Below are 22,228 nucleotides of genomic sequence, written 5' to 3' on the forward strand. Positions count from 1 at the left end.
TTGATTTTGACTTTGGTCTGGTCGGGGGGGATTGTATTGCTTGAATTATCATTACCACCGCTGCCTCCGCAGGCTGTGAGTAAAGTGATTAATGGAGCTATGAGTAATTTTCGCATTTTTAGTCCTTAATATATGCTGTTTTTGGTATGAGTAGTTAATGTTTAACCACATGAAAGATAGGCGGATTTAATTGAATGAAAACTGAACACCAAGGTAGGCAATTGTTTAGGATTTGTAATTAAGTGTAAGAGCCCAGCGTGATGCTGGGCTCGTTCAGGAAGTGAAGTACTCGTGTTAGTTGACGTTCGAGGGCACTTGAGGCTGCTCGGTTTTTTGTCGGCACAGTACCTTTCTAATGAGCTGTTTAATGTCCTCTAACATGACGTATTGACATGGGATGAGCAGTAATGTGATGACCGTGGCGAACAGCACGCCAAATGCTAACGACACAGCCATTGGGATGACAATCTGAGCTTGTAAACTGGTTTCCATAATAATGGGCACAAGACCAATAAACGTTGTTAGAGATGTAAGCAAGATTGCTCTGAAGCGGCGACAACCAGCTTCAACAACGGCTTCTTTAATACTCATTCCTTGCTCTCTGGCTTTATTGACAAAATCAACCATCACCAGTGAATCATTAACGACAACCCCAGCGACCGCGATAATACCAAACATAGACAGGCCGCTCATCGTCATGCCCAGTACCATGTGGCCAAACACAGCGCCAACAACACCAAAAGGAATAACGGACATGATCAACAGAGGTTGAGAGTATGAGCGAAGTGGGATCGCCAGTAATGCAAAGATGATCATCATTGAAATGGCAAAGTCTCTGAATTGCTCGGCAACGCTGTCCATTTCTTCCTGAATTCGACCTGCAATGCTACTTGTAACACCAGGATATCCTTCCAATAGGCTTGGTAGATATTCTTCGCTAATTTGTTCAGCTATTTTGAAAGGTTCAGCTTTATCTGTATCGATTGACGCCCAAACACTCACTGTGCGTTTAGAGTTTTCACGACGGATGCGACTCACGCCTTCTACTTGCTTGATGTCAGCAATTTCGACTAAGGGAATTTCAGCGCCAGTAGGTGAAATAATACGTACGTCTTGGATGTCGCTGATGGCATCTCGTTGTGCCTCTGGATAGCGGATCATGACCTTAATTTCTTCACCATTTCTCAAGATCCGCTGAGCTTCAATACCGTAGTAACTAAAGTTAACTTGTGACGCTACATCTGCAAGGGTAAGTCCCATACTGTATGCAAGTGGTTTGAGCTCAAGCTGAATTTCGTCTGTTGCAGATTGCATTGAGTCGTTGACATCACCCACACCTTCGATGGTTCTGAGCTTATCTTTCAGTCTTTGTGCGACTTCTTTGAGCGTTTCTTTGTCTTTGCCTTCTAATCGGAAGCTAATATCTCCATCATCTCGGCCACCGTCAGAAATACTGTCTTGAATGTTTAAGTTTTTAACGCCTGGTAGCAATGGCATATTCTCGCGCCATAGGGCACTTAACTCAAAAGTATCAATTGGACGTAAATGTGGCTCAACCAGCACTGCACGGATCGTGGCATTGGTCCTGCCATTCATGTTGACAGCAAAATTCTTAACCATGACCTGATTGTGCTCTTGCTCAATTTGCTGCTCGACTTGATAAAGCATGGCCTCAAGCTTTTTGATGGTTTCAAGCGTCGCAGATTCTGAGGAAGATAAATTCATTTCCACTTGTATGCTTGGGAAATCATGAGGGATTTTAGGATTGGCAACAAACTTGATAAATCCACCCATAAATAGTCCAACACTGACAATTAAAATACAGATGAAACCGACAATGACGGTATAGCGATAGTGAATACACTTTTCAATAGAAGGTCTATAGATGTTTTCAATGAAGTGCTTTAGGCCATTGTCCAATGCTTCACGCAGGCGGTGAAATGGGTTGTTAGGGTTGCTTGGTTTGTCTTTCATTGCCGCAAGGTGTGCGGGTAATATTAGCTTTGATTCAATCAGTGAGAAAATCAAGCAGAGAATGATCACACCACCAATGGCTTTAGAAAATGCCGCTTCAGGCCCGGTAGATAACGTTTGAGGGAAAAATGCAGCAATGGTGGTGAGTACACCAAATGTAGCAGGGACTGCTACACGTTTAACACCACGTACGACGTTGTCTAAACTGTGGCCATGTTTTTCTATTTCAGCGTGCGCGGATTCACCGACGACAATGGCATCGTCTACGACAATCCCCAGTACCAGTATAAATGCAAATAAAGAGGCAAGGTTGATGGTGATATCAATAGTACCTGCTGGCATAAGTAAAAACGCGCCTAAAAACGATACTGGTAGGCCCATCATGACCCAAAATGCTAACCTAATTCTTAAAAAGAGTGCCAGCATAAGCATAACCAGCACACCGCCAATGATCATATTTTCAACCATCATGTTGAGGCGGCCTTCAAGGTAATAGGTAAAATCTAAGAATGGTTCTAGTTTCACGCCCTGTGGTAACTGACCTTGTTTTTCATTGAGGTAGTTTTTGATGACTCCTGCAACGTTTGTAATATCTTGATCTTTAGACGCGCGAACTTCATAGATGAGTGAATTTCTACCGTTATAAAGAGAGTACATTAGGCCTTCTTCAAAGCCATCTGAGATGGTGGCAACATCACCTAAACGAATTTGCGCACCATCTTCTAATGTGATTAAAGGCAGTTGTTCAAAATCATGGCCGCGATAAGCTTGGTTTTCAACTCGCATCGAGATGTAGCCATTGTCTGAGCGGATTTGACCTGCGGACATATTGGCAGAGTAGTTACGTACGGTATCTGCGATATTTCTGAATGTGAGACCATATTCACGCAGTTTATCTGGACTGACTTCAATACCAATCTCATAGTTGAGGCCGCCATTGAAAGTCACTAAATTTACGCCTGGTAAGGCCAGCATTTCATCATGCAAGTTGTTACCAAGGTGCTTAAGCTCTTCAAAGCTCATATTCCCATTGAGTGTTAGGAGCATGACTTCCTGTTCATTTTTTTCGTTACGAATGATAGGGCGTTCCATACCCGCAGGAAAGGTTGAGATGGCATCAACTTGCATTTTAACTTCATCGAGTACGTCTTTGGGGTCGTACTGATGATCGACTTCAATCCAAGTTTGTGAATAGCCTCTGTTAGAGTAGGTGATCAATCGTTTGATGCCCTCGAGGCCTTCCATTGATTCCTCTACCTTAATGGTGATCCCTTCTTCTACTTCCTGAGGGGCTGCACCTGGGTAGATGGCTTGGATACTTAACCAGTAATTGGTATTTTGTGGGAACAATTGCTTTTGAATTGTAAACGCAGTGAGCAACCCACCGACGAGAATAAAAATCATCAGTAGATTTGCAGCGACAGGATTACGTGCAAACCACGCTATTAGGCCTTTTTCTTGAGTATCCATCTGGTATTACTCCTCTTTCAATGCTAGCGCATTAGAAGGTGCTGCAACTTGGCTATCATCTACACTAAGCTGCATACCTTCGGTTGGGAATTCTAAAGAAGAGGTAATTAACTGTTGACCTGACTCAAGGCCTTGATTGGCAACCACCAAGCCATCATATTCTCTGACGACATTTAATGTTTTAAATGAGAGAGTACGGTCTTTATTTAAGATAGCGACTTTGCCATCACGTACGAGGTGGTGTGGGATCTCTACTGCGTTATTCAGCAATTTGCCTTTGATCTGTGCATTAAGATAAGCGCCAAAACGAAGCGGTGCTTGGTCGTTGTCATAAGGGCGTTCAACTTGTGCAACTAAGTAGGTCATGCGGCTGCGATTATCTATAACGCCTTCGCTGCGTACAATTTTACCCTGCCAAGCAACGTCTTGGCCTGCTACTTTGGCCATTAATGTCACTTTAGCGTCGATGCCATTGCCTTCGAGATGTTGCAGATCGCTGTCAGCGACAGGCAAACGGACCTCTGCGACAGAAATCGCATTTAGCACGCCAACCGAACTACCCAGATTAACAACACTGCCTAGGCTGAGTGCTCGGCTTTCAATGATGGCATCATAGGGCGCTTTGATATACGTGCGTTCTAAGTTTCTTTTAGCACGTTTTACACTCGCTTGTGCTGCTTTAAATCTGGCCAGTTTCTCTGCAAGCTGTGGTTTTCTTAGATACAGCTCAGAGGGAATCGTAGAGCTAGCATTGCTTTTAATACGCTCCCATTCTGTTTTGGCAACATGAGCTTGTGCTTGTTCAATCTCTAAAGCAGAGCTAGCTTGTGCAAGGGTAGCTTCTGCGTCAATGAGAGCAGCTTCGTAGTCATTGGGGTCAATACGTGCTAATACATCGCCTTTTTTGACAAACCCGCCTTTCACAAATTGCGCAGAAAGGTCAATGATTTGACCGCTGACTTGTGCGACCAATTTGGTGCTGTATTTGGGTTTCACGATGCCATAAGAGTTGACGGACATTTCTAGAGGTGCCACCTGAATAGGCGCTACTTCTACTAATGGGTGAATGATTTTTTGTTCTTTTTCAGCGGGGGGCGTTTTCATCGACGCAAACGCAATTGCACTTGCGATACCGCCAAGCAAGACCACACCCGGTAATATAATTTGTTTTTTACTAGCCACGATGTTAATTCCTTCCTGAATTGACAATTTGGATACGCTGGTAATGATCATCAACGTATCAATTACCATCAATAATACGCCAATAGATATTTCAAGGTGTTTTGATATCACCTCAATATGTAACAAAGCATTGCGTACCCCGTTACATTTTTACAATTGCTAAAAGCGGCATATATTTTGTGTAGATTACATACAGATGACAGCAGTACGGGTATAATAGTTCCTTTGGATTAAATGGGGGCTTTTTATGGACTGTAGATTAGGCTGTGGTGCCTGCTGTATCGCGCCAAGTATCAGCTCTTTAGGAAAGGCTGCTAACATTCGCTGTGAGTACTTAAACGACAAGAATTTATGTTCTATCTTTGGTAAGCCAGAGCGCCCTCAAGTGTGTAGCGATTTTAAGGCTGACCGGGAAACGTGTGGTAGTACCAATGAAGAGGCATTGAATAACTTAATCTACTTAGAAGCGGTGACGTAAATAACCGTGAATTGTTGTTTAATTTACACTAACTTGGTAGCACAGAGATGGCTACCAAGTTACGGGTTTTAGTTACTTTCTACCTTCAATGACATAGATTGACTGGTGACGATTATTTTGCCAGTAATCGAGTGCCGCTTGGTCAACTAAATCAGCGATGCGTTTACTAAAATCACTGTGATTGCCACTAAAGGTGCGCATATCAATCGCGCCCTCATATACAGCGGTCATAACACCTGCTGCGTAATAGGCTGCGGCTTCAATACTATCCCCACCAATGCCAGAGCCAGCTGATCTTATTAGATCGCACGGACCATGGCATCGGTCGTTACCACCGCCACCGGAGCCTTCAGGATATTGGTCGCCACGGTTGTAAAGTGTATCGCCGCCATCACCACCATATAATCCAACGTCGTGATTATATTGCGAGAAACTCGCGATAAAGTCTGCGCTACCACCACCAAAGAGCTCGCAGTCACCATCTTCACATAATACGATGTCGTTACCGCTTCCGCCCCAAAGCTTTGCGCGTTTTTTCCATTTGTTACCGCCAGAATCAACTAAGATATCGTCGCCACTGTTACCATGTAAGCGGTCTTTATCACCAGCATTACCAAAAACTAGGTCATCGCCATTACCACCTTCAAGGTGATCGGAATGGCCATTACCAAAAATCACGTCGTGACCATCTTGTCCATATATTTTGTCTTGCGCAGTTGCCGAGCTGCCTAAAGGAAGCGTAAAAACAACACCACGTTTATCTGTTTCAATACGTGAATCGCCCATCAGCCAGTCATTACCCGCACCACCGCGTATGGTATCTTTATTGCTCCCGCCAAATACCCAATCATGGCCGCTGCCAGTGGTAATATTATCTTTACCCTCAAGGCCGTATACCGTCATGTTGTAAGTAACTGCTGAGGCATTCAAGGTATCGTTACCACTACTCAATTTGGCAAAAATAAGGTCGATATTTGAGGTGTTAGGGGTTGAGCAGGCGGTTGAGTTACCAAGCTTTGCGTTCACAAAAACCAGTTCACCATATTGTTCAAACGTGTAGCTCACACTGTTGATCTTTGACTGAATGCCCCAAACGCCATTGACATAATAGTCTGTGAATAGCGCGCCGCCGCCAGTACAGCTTTGGGTTTTACTGATTATTGTCGAGAAGTTAGCACAGCTTGATAATTCATGATTTTCAGGGCGTTGAGCGATAGAACCAGCAGTGCCTACTTCAGCACAATCTATACCACTGCCTGCATCTACGATATCTGTATCGCCGAAGGTGAATAGCTGGTCATTACCATCACCTGAATAGACATAATCTACTTTATTACCCGTTCTAATGACATCATCGCCATTGCCACCATGGATAAGCTGGTGGGTATGCAGACTTTGGCCGTTGTATGTATTGCCATAATTACTCAAATTGACCTGTACACCACTGTAATTACTGATATCGAACATTTCGCAGGTGTTGCCATACGTCATTTTAACGAAATTATCGCCACCTAATGCATGCAATGTGTGTTGATTATTGGTGAGTGTAAATGAAAGATAGGTCATCATGCCGTTATGTATGGTATTGGTGGTGACATTGATGCTGCTATCTAGGCCTGTGCACGCATAACTGACAGTGTGCACGCCCATTGAAACAGCCAGTGCGGCTGTCATTTTGGTGAATTTTGAAAATTTAATACGCATGGAGAGGATCCTTACCATGTAGTATGAATAGTTGAGCGCTTATAATTTAAACCAATGTTTAGACTGGTTTTTTACTGTGAACAAGCTAGTTGCAAAGTGTGCAAAGAAAATGAATTAAGGGAGTGGAGTTATCAATTTATGGCTAACTAAAAACCAACATAGCTCTTGACTAGGAGAGGACAAGCCGTTCCTCTGCTTGTCCTCTGACTTGAATGTAAGGGGAGTGCCTTATCTTTGTTTGTATTGGGTTGGGCAGTATCCACGGCTTACCTCAGGTGAGCGCAACTTCAGGTGTTTTGTTTTTCGACCTGAGACTCTCTCTCGCCAAAGTTTAAAAGTACTCGCTTTGAGCTGTGTGCGCATTAACTTAATAACCGCTTTTTCATTGAGGCCATACAAACGCTGTATGGCCTCAAACGGCGTTCTGTCTTCCCACGCCATTTCTATGATTCTAGATGTATCTACGTGATCCATTTTGATGCCAAAAATTGAGTTTGTTAACTGTACGTATTGGCTGATAAACCGATCAATTGTTTTGCGAATAGAACCCTTAAATTATGTCCTTAGACACGTGCGCTGAGCGGGTTATCTTGAAATGAAATACCGTCCCAGCCAGATTTGATAAAGTTTCTGATATTGCCATGGTCATCTCCATCTGGATGGTTAAGCACATCGTGTCGGTAGTACTGTCCAAAACAGTGTAGGGTGGCTTGCTTTGATAAATTGTGCTGTTTTGCAAAAGCAAAAATTTTGCATGACCCTAGATTTGTTCCAGCTTCATTAGTTTGCTCACCATTTTTAAACGCACAAGGTGTAAAGTCATATAGGCTATCGATAAGTTGAATGGTGTGATCAAACTCAACGGACTCTCCCTGATGAGTGGCGCGTTCAATAAACTCAGCAAGGGTTTCTTGTTGTATATCTGACATGTTAATTCCTACAAAATAAAAGGCGTATTATCCTCGTATTGGCAATCTGATCATAATGAATTTTTGTCGTGATACTTGAGTTTTTGACAGCTTAAACCAATGTTAGGAAAGGATTTGTGTTATACTTAGCGTGTGTTAAAAATAGGAGGGAAATTATTCGAGTGAGCAAAGTAAAACTAAGCCAAGACGAAAGCCTATCATTTAAAATTAACTATCAGCTCCTACCCAAAGAGACAAATCAGCTTGATCTATATTTTTCCATTCCAATTGATATGGGGATCAACGCCAACACCTTAAACGAAGTCGATTACTTTAATGCCAATATAAAATGCCACAGTGCCTATTATTCTGAGCAGTTACATTTGCCGTTGGTGCGCAGCCGTTTTATAAGTCAAAGCAAAGGTCAAAAAAGTGATTATCGCGTAAATCTAAACCTATTTTGCTACCAAATTCGCATAGCATTAGATGCGGACGTTAAGCAAACCTTGAAGCTCAAGCAAGCTGAAGAGTTTTACCCTGCCGCTTTGGAGTTAGTGGAGCAAAGCGCAAAGCTTTTGGTGAAGTTAAGACGCTACACGCCACCGGATAACCGACTTAAATCCTACTTTCAAAATGCGGACAATTATTTAAGTTGGCACACTGAACAAGCCTTTTTGAAATTACTGGCACGAGGTCCGAAGTCGAGCGAATTCAGCAAAGAGCGAGGAGAGGTGATAGATTTTTGTAAACAAGAAAACCTCTACCGTGAAAAGCAAAGTTATAACTCACAAGTGACACTTGAAGACCCAAATCGCATTACTAACAAGATGCGCTTATTGGAAAGGCTTATTGAGTATGGCGTCGTGTTTAATAAAGAAACGACCAACTTGGGCGCCAATTTAAAGCGTCTCGCTCGTGGCGCAGTGACTGCGGTGATCATGGCATTTGTGATGTACTTGGTGCTGAATGCGCGTTCTAATTTTGAAGAAATTACTGTCGCCCTTATTGCACTGTTAGGCGTGATCTACGGTTTGAGGGAAACTTTTAAAGATGATCTGACGCAATGGGCGTGGCGTAAAGTGCAAAAAGGCAGGCCTAAGTGGCGCAACAAATTTAAAAATTCAGTTAATGACGAAACGGTATGCACACAAACCATTTGGTTAGAGCACATTAAAAAGAAGGATATCCCAGAGGATGTCGACAAGCTGCTTAAAAAGCGTGGCAGGCAGAATCGCCAAGAAGCTAACCTGTTGCACTTTAGTTGTAAAAACCAAGTGCAAATAGATGAGTTTTTGCCCGGGTATGAGGAAGTGCAGCAGCGGATCACCTTTAATATGAGCTCATTTGTGCGCTATTTAAAAAAAGGCGCTGGAAAGCTGTATAGCCTTGAAGGACACAAAGTATCTAAAAATTCTGTGGAGCGCCGATATCAAATTAACTTAGTGATGCGCTTTAAATCAGGCGAAGATTCACAGCTAGAAAGATATAAGCTCACAATGAATCGCTCAGAGATTGTTGCCATAGAGCAAATGAAAGACTAATTTTTGCAAATCAAACGAAATGGGCGATTCTAAGCGCCCATCATTCAACTGTCTGGAAAAAGGTAAGCCTATTACCAAATGGGTCTGATATGGTCATCTCAATGCCCCAAGGTTGATCGATGATGGAGGGTCTGGCATGTTTAAATTGTTTTTGAATGAGCTGTGTTTGATAAGCTTTTAAATCCTCACAGCCAATTCTAATATTCGCACCTGGGGACGCATCTGCAAAATGTTCCGATAAATGCAATGTGCAGGCGTCTTTTGATATCTGCATGTAGAGAGGTAAACCAGTTTGGTGTTGATGTTGCCAATCTACTTTAAATTCTAAAAATTCAATATAAAAAGTGTGTGCCATTTGTATATCGAAGCTGCGGATAATCGGGATGGAAGGATGGAATGTCATTGACTGGTCCTAAGTAAATATAAGTTACTTTAGTGCGAAGCGCTGACATGTCATGAAGTATGGCTTCGACTAACAAAAAGTTAGACGAAGCCAAAACTTGAAAGTTTATGGTGTGCTTGGCGCTGGGCTGTGAAGCAGCTCAACAATGGCCTTAAAATTGCGCTTTGAGGTTTCCTTTTTTAAAGCTGATCTTAATGTGCTTTTTATGCCATCTTGGTTTTTTTGTGTTGCCAGTGCCTGAATCGCTGCATAACGACTTTCTGCTGTGGGGTTATTCACCGCAATGGCAAGTACTGCGTCACTGGCAGCTGGCTTAAGTTGGTAATTTGATAAAGCCTTTAACAGTGTAACTTGGTTTTGATGCTCGGGCTTAGCAAGTTGTTTTTCTAAGCTCGAGTAAGCTTGCTCAGTTTGCATCATGCCCAGAGCCCTAATCGAGGCACGTTGCACGCTTTTATCAGTATCCTGTATATAACTGTCAATTTGGTCAAAGTGCTGTTCATCTCGGCTATTTCCTAAACTGGTAATAAGCGCTGATTTGATATGGGTTTCGGTGACTAATGATAATTGCTCAGACAGTACATTATGCAGCTTTAGAGACTGTGCATTTGCAGCTCTGTTATTTAGCATGGCGCCAATGGTCATATAAAAGCTACTGGTAACCTCGGAATCTAAGCTTGAAAAGCCAGCTTCTATTTGCTCGATGAGTAATGTACCAAGTGCTGGACTGAGTGGGCTTTGCCCCTGTGAAAGTGCGCGCAGAGCGCGAAATTGCATGAGTGGATCTTTCTCTGCTTTAACTAATATATGGCCAAGTAGTAGCTGGCTATTTGCGCTATCGAGCTGGCCTAATGCATTAAACAGTCGCATTTGTACTTCATCTGAGAGTGTTTGCTGCAAAAACACCGATTCTAGAGTGCTAATTACGGCATCAAATTGACTCAGTTGCTTGGCTAAGTCATAGGCAGAAATATCGGTTAAATTGTCTTTACTCACCAAGCTGTGTAGAGCCTTTTTGAGTTGTTCAAGCTCGTCTGTACTGAGTGTTTTTTCTGCACTTGGCCAGTTTTCTAATTCTACAGGCATGGTAAACAGGGCTGATGGGAACGCTGAATCTGCAGGTTTAAATTGATACTGTTGTTTAGTTTTTAAATTTAAGCTTTGCGATTGGCCAGAAAATAGCAGTACCTCTTGCCCTCTACGGTGCGTAAAAAAACATTCGTTTGGTGCGATGTGATGACCCGACGACGCGACATTGACAGTTTGCAAGGCGGCTTGTGATCCATTATGTAGGTCATAAGTGTGTTTGTTAAGAGTGATCTCTGCATCTTTAAATTGATACGAGACTGTATAGTGCCCAAGTGTATCTTGTTCTTTTTTTTCTAATTCGGGGCTGTTGCGTTGAAACTGAAAATAATACGCCAAACCTTTGAGTTGCTCTTGTATTTGCGTTTCAAGTTTTACCGGAAACCAAAAGTCTGTAACTAGCCCGTTGTCTGCCAGCTTGAACGCAAAAGGGAGTGTGTAGGTCGCAAGTTCCGATCCAAAAAGCCCCTGGCCAGCTGTGACCTGATCTGCTTTGATGGCCCACCAACCGGTCTCATCGTTATGCTCTGCAGCTTTGATTGAAAGTATACCAGTGAGCTTAATGTGGGTTTGTTGGCCTTGCTGGTTCACTTTATCGTAATTAAACGTGGTGTGTGTATCTATTTCAAAATTGTATTGCGCGGAGCAGTTTGCATAGGTTGTATTTGAAACAGCCAGTGCACAAAGTGCACTGGCTAGCATCGCTTTGTTAAGCGTGATCATAGATCGATTTCACCTTCTTTGGAGTAAATAGTCCAAGATTTATCAAACACACTGTTGGTTTGATATAACCAAAGATCATAGCGAGATGTTTTCTTACCACAAGGATAAGGGATCCCCCACTTTTTGCACCATTTAACACCATACGTTTCTGCGTATAAACCAAACTTACCGGAAATAACATCTAGGTCATTTTTAAGTTCAATACCATAATAAATATGAGGGTTAGCGTTGTTATTAGTGAGTAGGGCAAAACCAGCATTTGATTCCATAGCAAATGTGTTATCAATTAAAGTTAAGATCGCCTGTACACCCGCTGAAGCAACCAATAGGTTTACGCCGCCTCGACCAAAAGCACCAAAATCTACGTGGAATAAATCACCTTCGGCATATAGCTCAGCGTTGTAGCCTACTGTAAGTTCAAAGCCTAGGTTGCCCGTGACACCTGCTTCTACTTTAATTGGGATAGGACCAACCGTGAAAGTTGCCTGGGCTAAGGTTTTGTCTTCTTCCCATTTTTTCTCCCATGATTTTTCATACTTGGCGGTGAACTTTTCATCTTCGAAGACCACATTATTGAAGATGATCATTTCAGATTCATAACCTGTGTTTAGGCCACTGATATAAGCGCTACCATTGTAGGAAATACTAAATAGGGTATTTTTTGCATTGAAAAAGTAAGCTTCGACTGTACCTTCACCTGTAATGCGGCCACCTGGGTCGCCTGTAGGGACGATAAATAGTTGACCTTGTAAGTCTACACCCACACTGAACTTAGATTTGTCGCCGTATGATTTATCAAATTCACTTTGGAAATTGATATTTGCCAGTCCCACAGAAGCAGGCACAATTGCGTGTTCATTAAATCTTGCTGAGCGACTTGCAGGTACTTGCGTGGCGTCTTCCTGCTCAAAAAAGTAAAATGGAATAGAGGTGAGTACTTGGTTGTTGTCTGTGTTTGTCTCAGCATCTTGAGCGGCATCAATCAGAGTAAATCTTAGTTCAAGTGTATTTTCTGCCTCGGCATTGTAATTGTCATGCAAGCTTTTAATTAACTCTGGTTCTAGTGCGATATCAAAACCAATGTGTTCGTCGTGTAGTTCTGCTCTGAACTCATGGGCAAGTGTGTCAGTGTATTGACCCGCTGTTGCATCCCAAAAGTGCGTTTCAACCCAGTTACCTGCAACCATGACTTCTGCTTTAATATGAGAAAGGCCTAAGTTTGTGCCCTCATAGTCTGCTTCAAAGTATCCGATAAGATCAGAGTGGTGGTCACTTGTGCCATTATTCACATTTGGCGTATCTAAGATCAACGCAGTTTGACCAAATTCAGCCCCCAGTAATTTATAGTCATGGCCTTCTTGTTCGCGAACGACGATATCAGCATGTGGGAAGTTACCTTCCAAATGCGGCTCATGGTCAACTGAAGGGTGATTGTCCTCTTCAATATCTTCTACGTGTAAATCATTCGGGTCAATTTGCGCCAAAATATGGTAGTTACCCCCTTCTAGCGCGTTTGGTAATGTTAGCTCAATCTCATGCTCACTAGTACCTGATGAAAGTCCTGCTAATTCAACAACAGCGATTTGTTGAATATCTTCAATTGCGGCTTCTTGCTCACTTTGCGTGTCTAATTCGTCTGAGTGCATTAAGTAAAAGTGAACTTCGACGTCCACATTATCAAAACCTGTTACATCAACTGTGTAGTAAGTTTTGACGGTATCATTTGGTGCCAGCATATCGAGTGGGCCCGTTGATATCTCTGTGATTTCTAAGTTACTTTGTACTTCAGGTGCAGGTGTTACTACCGTAACGTCTGGTGTGTCATTTTCGCTGAATTGACACCCAGTTAAAGTGGCTAAGCTCAAAAGAGCGTATGGGATCAAGCGCATGTCGTTTCTCTATCTTATCTAAATCTTTTTTATTATATGCTAAGAATATGGATGGAGTATGGAGTTAATCGCTTGAGACATTAGTATTGTGTTTAAACAGGGTAACGGAGTGCTTTACTAAATGTAAGTAATATGTTGTTAGAGTGAGGTGGACACAGATATTATCATGTTGATTGCCAAGATGCTCAGCAGGAGTTTAATTGCGCCAATAAGCTTATTATTGTCTATTGAAAAACGTACCTTAGTACCAACGTAAGACCCTAATATCGCACCGCACATCATCGCAATAATTAGGTAGCTATTTGTCTGAAGTTCGGATGAAACAAACAAAAAAACTGGAATTTTAGCAAGGTGACTAAGTGTCATAAATACGGCACTGGTAGCGACAACTTGGTCTTTAGATTGAAGCTTTTTAGTCAGTACAGTTAACGATAATGGTCCAGTGGCACCGACAATGAGTCCTAAGCCCGTTTGCAAAGCGCCAATGATATAAAAGTTCTCGAAACGTTGAATAAAATTCGAAAAAGGTGAATACCAGAGGTTTAATAAGATATACAGGCCAATTGCGAGTGGGATATAGGTTGTAGGCATGTTATATAAAACCATACCGAATACCAATGTGCCGAGTATAGAGCCTATCGAAAAAGCGGGGAGGAGTGACCACTTGACATCGGAAAGTGAAAACAACGCCCGAGATGCATTACTGGTCACTTGGGTGAGGCCATGTATAGGAATAAGCAATGTTGGGCTTAAAAATATCGGTAAAATGGCGAGCAGTAGCATGCCACCGCCAAATCCGACAATGGCAGCAATGAGTGATGTGGTAAATGCGAGCAGTCCAAGCAATAGTTCCATATTATCCCATCCCTGAAATTCGAGTTTATTGTAGGCTAAGTCCTAATGGCGACAGCCACCCCTGTGGTTGTTAATAAGCTGCCAGCAAGCTTATTAAAAATACGCATTCTCTGGGACGTTGAAACAAAGTACTTTGCTTTTGCAAACAGATACGAATACCCCAAGTTAACAGAACCAAATGCGAGGGTAGCACACATAAAAATGCCGAAAATATCAGTGATTGTAATTGCCTGAAAATCAACGAAGGCAGGAAAGAGTGCAACATAAAAAATGATGGCTTTTGGATTACTCATGGTTAATAAAAAACCTGCCAGTACATCGATATGATGCTTGGAACTGGGGGCTTTTTGCATATTTGCTGGGGTTTGGACATAAATAGTTTTATACCCATCCAAATTAAGTAGGCGGCACATATATATTTAATGATTGTGAATGCGCTACCCATAGCATCAGCAATAAAAGCTAACCCAGAAACTGCTAAAAGTATGAAAAAATAATCAGCAATAATAAGCCCCAATGTCATTGCGGCTCCTCGTCGAAAACCTCCTGTCATTGAAGCTGTGGTAATCGCAAACACAGCGGGCCCAGGGATAATACCCACAATAAACATAGCGCTAAATAAAGCAATATAACTTTCTATGGTCACAAAGTACTCCATGCGTGTTGAGAACAACTTTTGTCCGAGTTGTAACTTAAAGGCCATCAATATAAAGGGTTTAGCATCGAATAAAAAGCACTCTACAAAATGCTCCATTGCTGCCGCGATGAATAATTAGGGTGTACCTGTTATCCCGTGTGTTTAGGGCATTATTGTCCTTTAGGTTTTTTAACAATTTAATAACAATGGTTTTGGTTCGAGACATTACACGCGGCTGTTTGTCGTGTGCCACCTGAGGTGTGTCTCGAATCATAGCTATCAGATCTAAATATAAATTTAAAGGAGTTTAGTGTGGTCACAGTCGAAAACATAATTGTTCAACCAGTAAGACAATATAAAACACTGAGTGAAGCCATTGCTTCATTGAAAGAGGAGTCGAGTACAACACTCAGTACGATGTGTAATGACAGCTCGCTTATTCAAGTTGTGTGGAATAACGAAGAAAGCCGTTGTGGTCGTGCAGTTTATTCACTGAAAAAAATAAAAGCCAATGACAGCGATGTCATTGATGGTCAATTTATAGCCGGGCGTTACATCGGTGCCAACTTTGAAATTAACGAGGCATTGTCAATATGTTTGGTGCTCCGTCCAAATAAAGACACTAATGCATGTGTTTTTGGGGCAATAGGCGATGGTATTGTAGATGATACTTTAGCGTTAAATAAATATTGGGCGTATACGTTAAAACATCAGTTAACTTTCGATTTATCAGCGAAACGAGCCTATAAATTAACCGCAGCAAGCGCTACAACCGGGCAGTCTGTTTATTTTTCAACAGATGGCCACAATGACGTCAATATTAAAATGGGTGGAGCAGAATTACGGGTAGATCCGCCAGTATTAGATTCAGTTCCCCGTCAAGGCCCGGCTATATTATTTGACTGTAAAGGTACAAACGGGTTTTATTTTGATCAAATAAAAGGGTATGCAAATGTAGAAAAAGCACAAACGGGTGACAGACTGACTTTGCTAAATATTTGTCATAAAGAGTCTGGTAGTCAAAATATCAGAGGTGGGAACGTAATAGGTAAGAATGTTACTGGTGTCACGATAACAACGGATTTATTGGATTATCAAATGAATGGGAAAAAATCGAAATATCGTTCAAAAGATATTCGGTTAAATAATATTCATTTGGACAACAATGAAATGACTTTCGATCCTTCCGTTGAGTATTTAGGGTATGGCCTTGTTTGCCAGTGTTCAGGTGATAATTTACTTGTAAACAATTTATCTGTCGCGAATATCCATAGGGGCTTTTTCGTGTATGGTGTCGCTGACGTGACAGTTAAATCAGGAACAATTAATGAATCTAATGCAGCGACGGTGAACCTTGGTGGATACGGCAGTTGCGAAAACATAGAGGCGAATTTTACACTCATCCAGAATTACGACTTACCAACGGAGTTATCCCGTATCTTGGTTTATGAACAAGGTACATCTGGCGGTGGAAGTCTAGATCTAGCTGGCGGGCGCAGTCACATATGTTCGAATATTAAATTGAATCTAGTTGCATCTGGCACAGCGAAAGAAAGCCAAACGGGCTTTTCGATAAATAAATCTACCGTGGTCGGCGAAAACGGTGCCATCGAGTTTCGTGATATAGATATTTCGTTGCAACATGATATGCCAGGTGCGAGTCGAGCGCTCAGCATCTTTAATAAAATATCTTCTCAGCAAACCAGCAATATGCGTGTGAAGGGAATTCGATTAAACAATTGTACGACTGCATATGTTAACAGTGATATTTGTATTCCCCCAGGCACTGAGTCGGATATTGTGGTAAATAACCTCAGTACCGAAGGAAGTGTATACTGCAGTTATGGAGATCAAGTAACGACATCTTTACCAGATAAACAAATTGTGTTTAATAATTCCGTGATTAATGGCACGATATCCACTGGTGGAAGTTATGATTGCCCCGTTACTTTTGTTAACTCTCAAGTTGCTAAGCATTTATCTTCTTCACATATTGTTCCTGCACAAAATAAAACGTTCATAAACAGTAAGGTTGGAAATACGTTAGTTAATAAAACACCATGGTCGATTTATACTGGAATATTGAGCTCCACAGCTTTATATGACCCAGACTTCCCGCTTAATAACCTTGTGATGGGGGGGAGTGTGATGTCAACTGAAAATAAACAGCCGCAAGTTTTACATTTAACAGCCCCTAAAGACCTTAAAAATGAGCAAGTTGCTAATTTCTTTGTTGAGCAGTTCGAAGGGGCGTTTGTATATAGCAGCACTAAAACATATCAAGTATCAATTACAGCAATAAAAAAAGGGAGCTCGAGCTTTGGCCTAATCAAAGGTTATCTAACTGTGATGGGGGTGCCAGACCCGGCAAAAGGAAATGTTCTACTCGATATTACATCGGTAAATAACATAGGTGAACAGACATTTTCAGCATCTGACTTTAGTTTAAGTATTGTGGATTCACATAATTTGAAACTTGAGTGTGCAAGCTTGTGTAGTGACTTATTTTTAACGGTTCAGCAAGTCTAGTTTATAGCTTATGGCTTTTTAAGGCACCTTTTAATACGGTGCCTTATTTCTAAGTATTACGATGAGAATGTACTATATATGCAGCTTGTCTGCGAAAATCTAATGCGCCAAACTAGGCTTATAACGATTGTAAAAAGCATCGTCATTGAACATGTTTTCCTTCTGGTTTAACTACAGGAATGGTAACTGACAAACATATGAGCTTGAACTCATACTTATAAAGCTGCTTACATCTGAAAGCTTTTCACCTATGATTTGACACAGCTTACTTTTGAACCAAGTCATAAACGAGCTTTGCGGTTATTAAATCACTGAGTGCAGTGCCAACAGACTTAAATCAGGTGATCTCACCATCATTTTCACGCTGAAAAGTATTACTTTGACCAAGCGCTGTAAGTATTAGAGCCTGGAAAAAATCGCTTTGAACTTAATAAAGATATCGCTAAGTACAATTATTTAATGACATGGCGTGACATGAAGCAAGTAGGACACCAGCTGTCGATAAACAGCGATTTGATGGGGGCAGTTTGGTGTTTCATTGGTGAACAGTCTGCTGGGAATAGCATTAACAGGAACATACTCTGGTGCGACTTCAGGGCATCTAGCTGTGAACTTTTTGCTTTACAGCCAGTCTGTGTCTGTCCCTCTAATCTGGCAAAATAACATTGACGTATTACCTTATGAGCAGCAAATTTGGCACCCTAATATGCTGACCTTGCCTGAATTAAGAGGTGGCGTATTAGAAGTTATTGCGATTTTAAAATTTGGCTGGCGAACCTGTGAAGCTATCAAAAAGACTAAACCTATAGGTTTAATGACCAACGAGTTTTAATATCGAAATCTAATCTTTTTTGGCATAAGTACAGTTAATAGGCCTGTTTGTATGTGTTTTCTTAGATTTAAAATTGAAATACAACTTACCAATAAAGCACGTAAATAACTTATGTTTTTTGCAATTGCTTAATTCAGGTTTTATTACAGCGACTAGTAAAGTTGAATTGATATATTAACATATAGGCGTAAAGCAGATATTTGCCTAACTGATTTTGCAAGTTTAGAGTCATCTATATTGAATGTGAAGCACTTTAGGGGGCAGTTTCCCCCCCCGATTTTACTCACTTCTTCATCATTACTTCTCGAGCTTTCCTGATGATTAATTAAGTGCTCTCTGTAATAAAAGTTACTTAAAAAATAAATAAATTTAAATTAAAACTTTAATTTAAATAAAAGGTTTTAGAAACAAACCTGACATTTTACGAACATATATTCCCAGTGCTGAAATTTTTACCATTGTAGTGCGTCTTATTATTGCGCTCATGAGTGATTATTTAAATTAAAGCTATAAAAACAAAGAAGTATTGGAGAAAAAATGAAGATAAAATTACCCCTGTTCTGTGCTTTAATGCTATTGAGTACACATAGTATGGCTCAATCGATAAAAGTGATGGCATATAATATTATGCAGTTAAATGTTCAAGATTGGGACCAAGCAAATAGGGCAGAGCGACTGCCGTCTGTAATAAAGTCACTCAGTGATAGCCCAGATGTTATCATTGTCAATGAAGTATTTAATAGCGATGCAGAGCAAGCGTTGGCAGCATTATCAGATATTTACCCTTATCAAACGCCTAATGTTGGGCAAGAGTGTAGTGGTAGCGGCTGGGATGGCTTAACTGGGAATTGTTCAAACAGTCCGTTTGTTATTCGCGGCGGTGTGGTCATCATTTCTAAATATCCAATTGTCTCGCAGAAGGCACATGTTTTTACAAATAGCTTAAGCGGTAGTTGGGACTATCTGGCCAATAAGGGCTTTGCCTACGTAAAGGTCAATAAAGGCGGGCAATACTATCATTTAGTTGGTACTCACTTACAGGCAACGCACGATGGAAATACAAAACAAGAGCATCGCATACGCATGGGTCAACTAAGGGAAATTCAAACATTTATTGAGGCTGAAAACATTTCTACTAGTGAACCCGTGATAATTGGTGGAGATATGAATGTAGAGTGGAGTAAGCAGCATGAAATTGCGGATATGCTCTCAACTACACGCAGCAAGTTAAACTTTGAAACCCCGGCGGTTGGCTCTTTCTCTGCCAAACATAACTGGTTTACGAAAGCGAACGCGTACTATTTTGACTACAGCTTAGACTATAACGATACGTTAGACTACGTATTTTGGCATCAAGACTATAAACAACCTAAGAATAACCCTAACATGGTCGTGCGTTATCCAAAAGCAGCTAAAAACTGGTATTGGAGTTACTTAAAAGGAAATTGGAATCTGAGTTCAGGCCGTTACTACCACAATGGTTATTATCATGAATTGTCAGATCATTATCCTGTACAAGTAAATTTTGAGTTTTAAAAACCTATATTTTAGTTTGTATTAAGGGAGATAACCTTTAATGCAAACTAACAAAACTTAAAATACATTTAATGTTTCCAATAAATAAGTATAAATTTTTTTCCTTAAAAAACACTGATCCGTTTTTAACTGAATTGCTTTAAAGTATATAGTATGCGAAGAGGGCAAAGGCTAGTCCTTAATCAAAACTGCGTGAATTGTATTGTAAAGTGTGACGGATCCCTTTTATTATTTTTTAGCTCAACAGCTCAACAGCTCAACAGCTCAACAGCTCAACAGCTCAACAGCTCAACAGCTCAACAGCTCAACAGCTCAACAGCTCAACAGCTCAACAGCTCAACAGCTCAAGATTAGAGTGTAAACTACACATTAGTTGCAGTTGTAGCTGAAGTGCACAGACGCAGTAGTATAAACTGAGCTAGTAAGCCTCTTATGATTATCCTCTCCTATTTGTTGAAAGCTTAATTTATTTACCGCTAAGAAAGAGTGGTGATGGTCAGAAAAGCCTGTATATTTAACATCGAAAAAGAAGGAATGGGTGAAGAAGCATCACTATGCTTGGTATTTTATGTCTGCTTTTTTCGAAAATAGCGATTGATTTGTATTCATCTAACAAATGAGGCCAATCCCTACCTTGCCCATTCCTTTGCAATGAGTTTGGTGTGTTGTTTTGTTAGTTACAGCTATTGTCGTGACATAAAGTGACTCTGCTTGCTCTACACATGCCTAATTTATTTTTTGCAGCCGAGTCCGTGGTGCTTTGCAGTCGAACACGTGTTTGTGAAACTTGAGCTGATAGCAATGCACTATAAACCAGCTGCTTGTTGTCACTCGTATGAGGTAAATAGTAAGTATTCCCACAGTCTCCGGTATCTGTAGCACCAGCAGCAAGTGTTACCCAAACGCCATATTCATCGCTGCCATAAACCCAGGTATCAATTTTTGAAATATGTCCTTCTGGGAAAATAGAGTTATTTGCAAACGCCTGAACGGACAGAAGAGAAGTTGCTACTAAAAGAGTGTTAATCGTTTTTTTAAATTTCACTATTTTAAATATCCATTTATAATTTAAAAGAAATTATATTGTACCTATTTTAACTTGTTTTTAAAGAGTGTTTTCTATTTATGATATTTTTTATTTTTAAATTTACTTTATTAACCTTCATAATTAGTCCGTCATGATTTGATAAAGTTGATCTGGCGTTAATATTTAATGGGTTTACGTTATCGTCTAGAAAACTTATTCTTGCATGCCTTAAATAAGTTACTAGCACACTCAGCATTTCTTGCATCGCAAAATGCTGCCCAATACAGTTTCTATGCCCTGCTCCGAAAGGGATATAACTGCCTTTTTCATGTCCTGACCCTTGTTCCCAGCGGCGTGGGTCGAAGTGCTCGGGGTGATCAAAATTGCTGTTTAATCTATGTACCACAAATGGAGAGATAAATACTTTATCTCCTTTACTTATTTTATAACCATTTAGGTTTGTATCTTCTTGAGCACGCCTAGCACCAATTAACCAGACCGGTGGGAATAGTCTTAATACCTCTTTTATAAATGCTAGAGTCGCTGGGAATTTATCAAAAGACAACGGCTCACCACTGTTGTGATTGATAACTTCTTTATATACTTTATTGGCCTCAACCTCATATTTTGCCAAACAATACCAGCACCACATTAAGCTATTCGAGGTTGTTTCATGGCCGACGATAAAATAAGAGATCAGATGATCTTTTATATTTTCATTGGTGAGTGAGTTGCCTGTTTCATCCGTTGCTTCAAGTAAGGATGACAGTAAATCACCGTGATCTACGAAGGGTTCACTCTTTCGTTTGTGGAGAATTTCATCAATGATTTGTTCAATGGTTTTACGAGCTCTTTTGATCCTTAGATTAAGTGGCGAAGGAAACCAAGCTGGAAAGTTGACGACACTTTCGAAGTTTTTACTGAGCAAATGATGCAGTTCATTCATCGCATCTGACACCGCGCTGGTTTTTTTTAACTCAGATTTACTCAAGCCAAATAGCGTTTTGCAGGTAATCTGTAAAGACAGCCTTTCCATTTGGGCAGCCATGTCGACAGTCTCATCATGGTTTAGCTCAGAAACCGATTCTAAAGCATATTGCTCAAATACACCTTGGTAGCTTTGCAGGCGACGATGCATAAAGGCTGGTTGGGCGATTTTACGCAGCGGTTTATGTGTTTGCTGGTCGGCAGTCACGATCCCTTGACCGATGGCTTTGCTAAGAATTTTCGTATCTCGGGTAGATTTTGGAAATTGCTTTACTTTACCGATAAGCACGTCTTGGATCATACTTGGATTAGAGAGCAAAGTGACTTTAAATGGCCCGAGTTTGAATTGCAGTACATCACCAAATTTACTTGCAAGTGTCATCAAAAAGTTGGCAGGGTCATCCATAAAGTTGATGCCCAGCCTGCTGATTTCTTTGTTGGTTACTTTTGGTATTTGCTTCATTGTT

General features: G+C 41.0%; 16 protein-coding genes and 1 pseudogene. 5 read left to right on the forward strand and 12 right to left on the reverse strand.

The genetic code is table 11. From position 1 onward, the window contains the following. Positions 1-294 precede the first annotated feature (294 nt). Positions 295-3,444: an efflux RND transporter permease subunit gene (locus tag JF50_RS03005; protein WP_039608008.1), complete on the reverse strand. Its 3,150-nt coding sequence runs from the start codon at positions 3,442-3,444 to the stop codon at positions 295-297. A gap of 6 nt (positions 3,445-3,450) precedes the next feature. Then, positions 3,451-4,626, reverse strand: coding sequence for an efflux RND transporter periplasmic adaptor subunit (locus JF50_RS03010; protein ID WP_039608075.1), 1,176 nt, complete (start codon positions 4,624-4,626; stop codon positions 3,451-3,453). 247 nt (positions 4,627-4,873) lie between these two features. On the opposite strand from JF50_RS03010, the gene JF50_RS03015 reads away from it, so the two are divergent. Next, positions 4,874-5,104, forward strand: a complete 231-nt coding sequence (locus JF50_RS03015) for a hypothetical protein (protein WP_039608009.1) — start codon at positions 4,874-4,876, stop codon at positions 5,102-5,104. 72 nt (positions 5,105-5,176) lie between these two features. Here JF50_RS03015 and JF50_RS03020 read toward each other — a convergent pair whose 3' ends face one another. The 3 genes from JF50_RS03020 to JF50_RS03030 form a co-directional block, all read right to left on the reverse strand. After that, entirely contained in the window at positions 5,177-6,808 is a 1,632-nt protein-coding gene (locus tag JF50_RS03020; RefSeq protein ID WP_052262106.1) for a calcium-binding protein, read from the reverse strand. 228 nt (positions 6,809-7,036) lie between these two features. Continuing rightward, on the reverse strand, positions 7,037-7,282 hold the full coding sequence (locus JF50_RS03025; RefSeq protein WP_039608010.1) for a TIGR03643 family protein: 246 nt from the start codon (positions 7,280-7,282) through the stop codon (positions 7,037-7,039). Positions 7,283-7,371: 89 nt separating this feature from the next. Next, positions 7,372-7,737 (reverse strand): HopJ type III effector protein, encoded by a 366-nt coding sequence (locus tag JF50_RS03030; protein WP_052262107.1) that lies wholly within the window; start codon positions 7,735-7,737, stop codon positions 7,372-7,374. A gap of 161 nt (positions 7,738-7,898) precedes the next feature. On the opposite strand from JF50_RS03030, the gene JF50_RS03035 reads away from it, so the two are divergent. After that, positions 7,899-9,257: a hypothetical protein gene (locus JF50_RS03035; protein ID WP_039608011.1), complete on the forward strand. Its 1,359-nt coding sequence runs from the start codon at positions 7,899-7,901 to the stop codon at positions 9,255-9,257. A gap of 40 nt (positions 9,258-9,297) precedes the next feature. Here JF50_RS03035 and JF50_RS03040 read toward each other — a convergent pair whose 3' ends face one another. The 5 genes and pseudogenes from JF50_RS03040 to JF50_RS27865 all read right to left on the reverse strand — a co-directional run bounded on the left by JF50_RS03040 (position 9,298) and on the right by JF50_RS27865 (position 14,967). Beyond that, positions 9,298-9,660, reverse strand: a complete 363-nt coding sequence (locus tag JF50_RS03040) for a glyoxalase superfamily protein (protein WP_039608012.1) — start codon at positions 9,658-9,660, stop codon at positions 9,298-9,300. Between the two features lie 105 nt (positions 9,661-9,765). After that, positions 9,766-11,469 (reverse strand): HEAT repeat domain-containing protein, encoded by a 1,704-nt coding sequence (locus tag JF50_RS03045; protein WP_039608013.1) that lies wholly within the window; start codon positions 11,467-11,469, stop codon positions 9,766-9,768. After that, positions 11,466-13,358, reverse strand: coding sequence for a hypothetical protein (locus JF50_RS03050; RefSeq protein ID WP_039608014.1), 1,893 nt, complete (start codon positions 13,356-13,358; stop codon positions 11,466-11,468). Before JF50_RS03050 ends, JF50_RS03045 begins: the two co-directional genes overlap by 4 nt. A gap of 138 nt (positions 13,359-13,496) precedes the next feature. Beyond that, positions 13,497-14,213: a sulfite exporter TauE/SafE family protein gene (locus JF50_RS03055; protein WP_039608015.1), complete on the reverse strand. Its 717-nt coding sequence runs from the start codon at positions 14,211-14,213 to the stop codon at positions 13,497-13,499. 35 nt (positions 14,214-14,248) lie between these two features. Further along, positions 14,249-14,967, reverse strand: a pseudogene (locus JF50_RS27865) (LysE family translocator). A 195-nt stretch (positions 14,968-15,162) separates the two neighbouring features. Here JF50_RS27865 and JF50_RS03065 point away from each other — a divergent pair. The 3 genes from JF50_RS03065 to JF50_RS03075 all read left to right on the forward strand — a co-directional run bounded on the left by JF50_RS03065 (position 15,163) and on the right by JF50_RS03075 (position 19,747). After that, positions 15,163-17,379, forward strand: a complete 2,217-nt coding sequence (locus JF50_RS03065; protein ID WP_039608016.1) for a hypothetical protein — start codon at positions 15,163-15,165, stop codon at positions 17,377-17,379. Between the two features lie 541 nt (positions 17,380-17,920). Then, positions 17,921-18,211 carry a hypothetical protein gene (locus tag JF50_RS03070; RefSeq protein WP_039608017.1) on the forward strand — a complete coding sequence of 97 codons (291 nt, stop codon included), beginning with the start codon at positions 17,921-17,923 and terminating at the stop codon, positions 18,209-18,211. Positions 18,212-18,748: 537 nt separating this feature from the next. Further along, complete coding sequence (locus JF50_RS03075) at positions 18,749-19,747, forward strand: sphingomyelin phosphodiesterase (protein WP_039608018.1); 999 nt, start codon at positions 18,749-18,751, stop codon at positions 19,745-19,747. 673 nt (positions 19,748-20,420) lie between these two features. Here the strand turns inward: JF50_RS03075 and JF50_RS03085 are convergent. Further along, a complete protein-coding gene (locus JF50_RS03085; RefSeq protein ID WP_052262110.1) occupies positions 20,421-20,792 on the reverse strand; it encodes a hypothetical protein in 372 nt (123 codons plus the stop codon). Between the two features lie 49 nt (positions 20,793-20,841). Continuing rightward, the gene (locus JF50_RS03090) at positions 20,842-22,224 is read right to left on the reverse strand and encodes a cytochrome P450 (RefSeq protein ID WP_039608020.1); all 1,383 of its coding nucleotides are present in this window, start codon (positions 22,222-22,224) and stop codon (positions 20,842-20,844) included. Between the last annotated feature and the right edge of the window lie 4 nt (positions 22,225-22,228).

The sequence above is a fragment of the Pseudoalteromonas luteoviolacea genome, from assembly GCF_000814765.1.
Taxonomy (GTDB): Bacteria; Pseudomonadota; Gammaproteobacteria; order Enterobacterales; family Alteromonadaceae; genus Pseudoalteromonas; species Pseudoalteromonas luteoviolacea_H.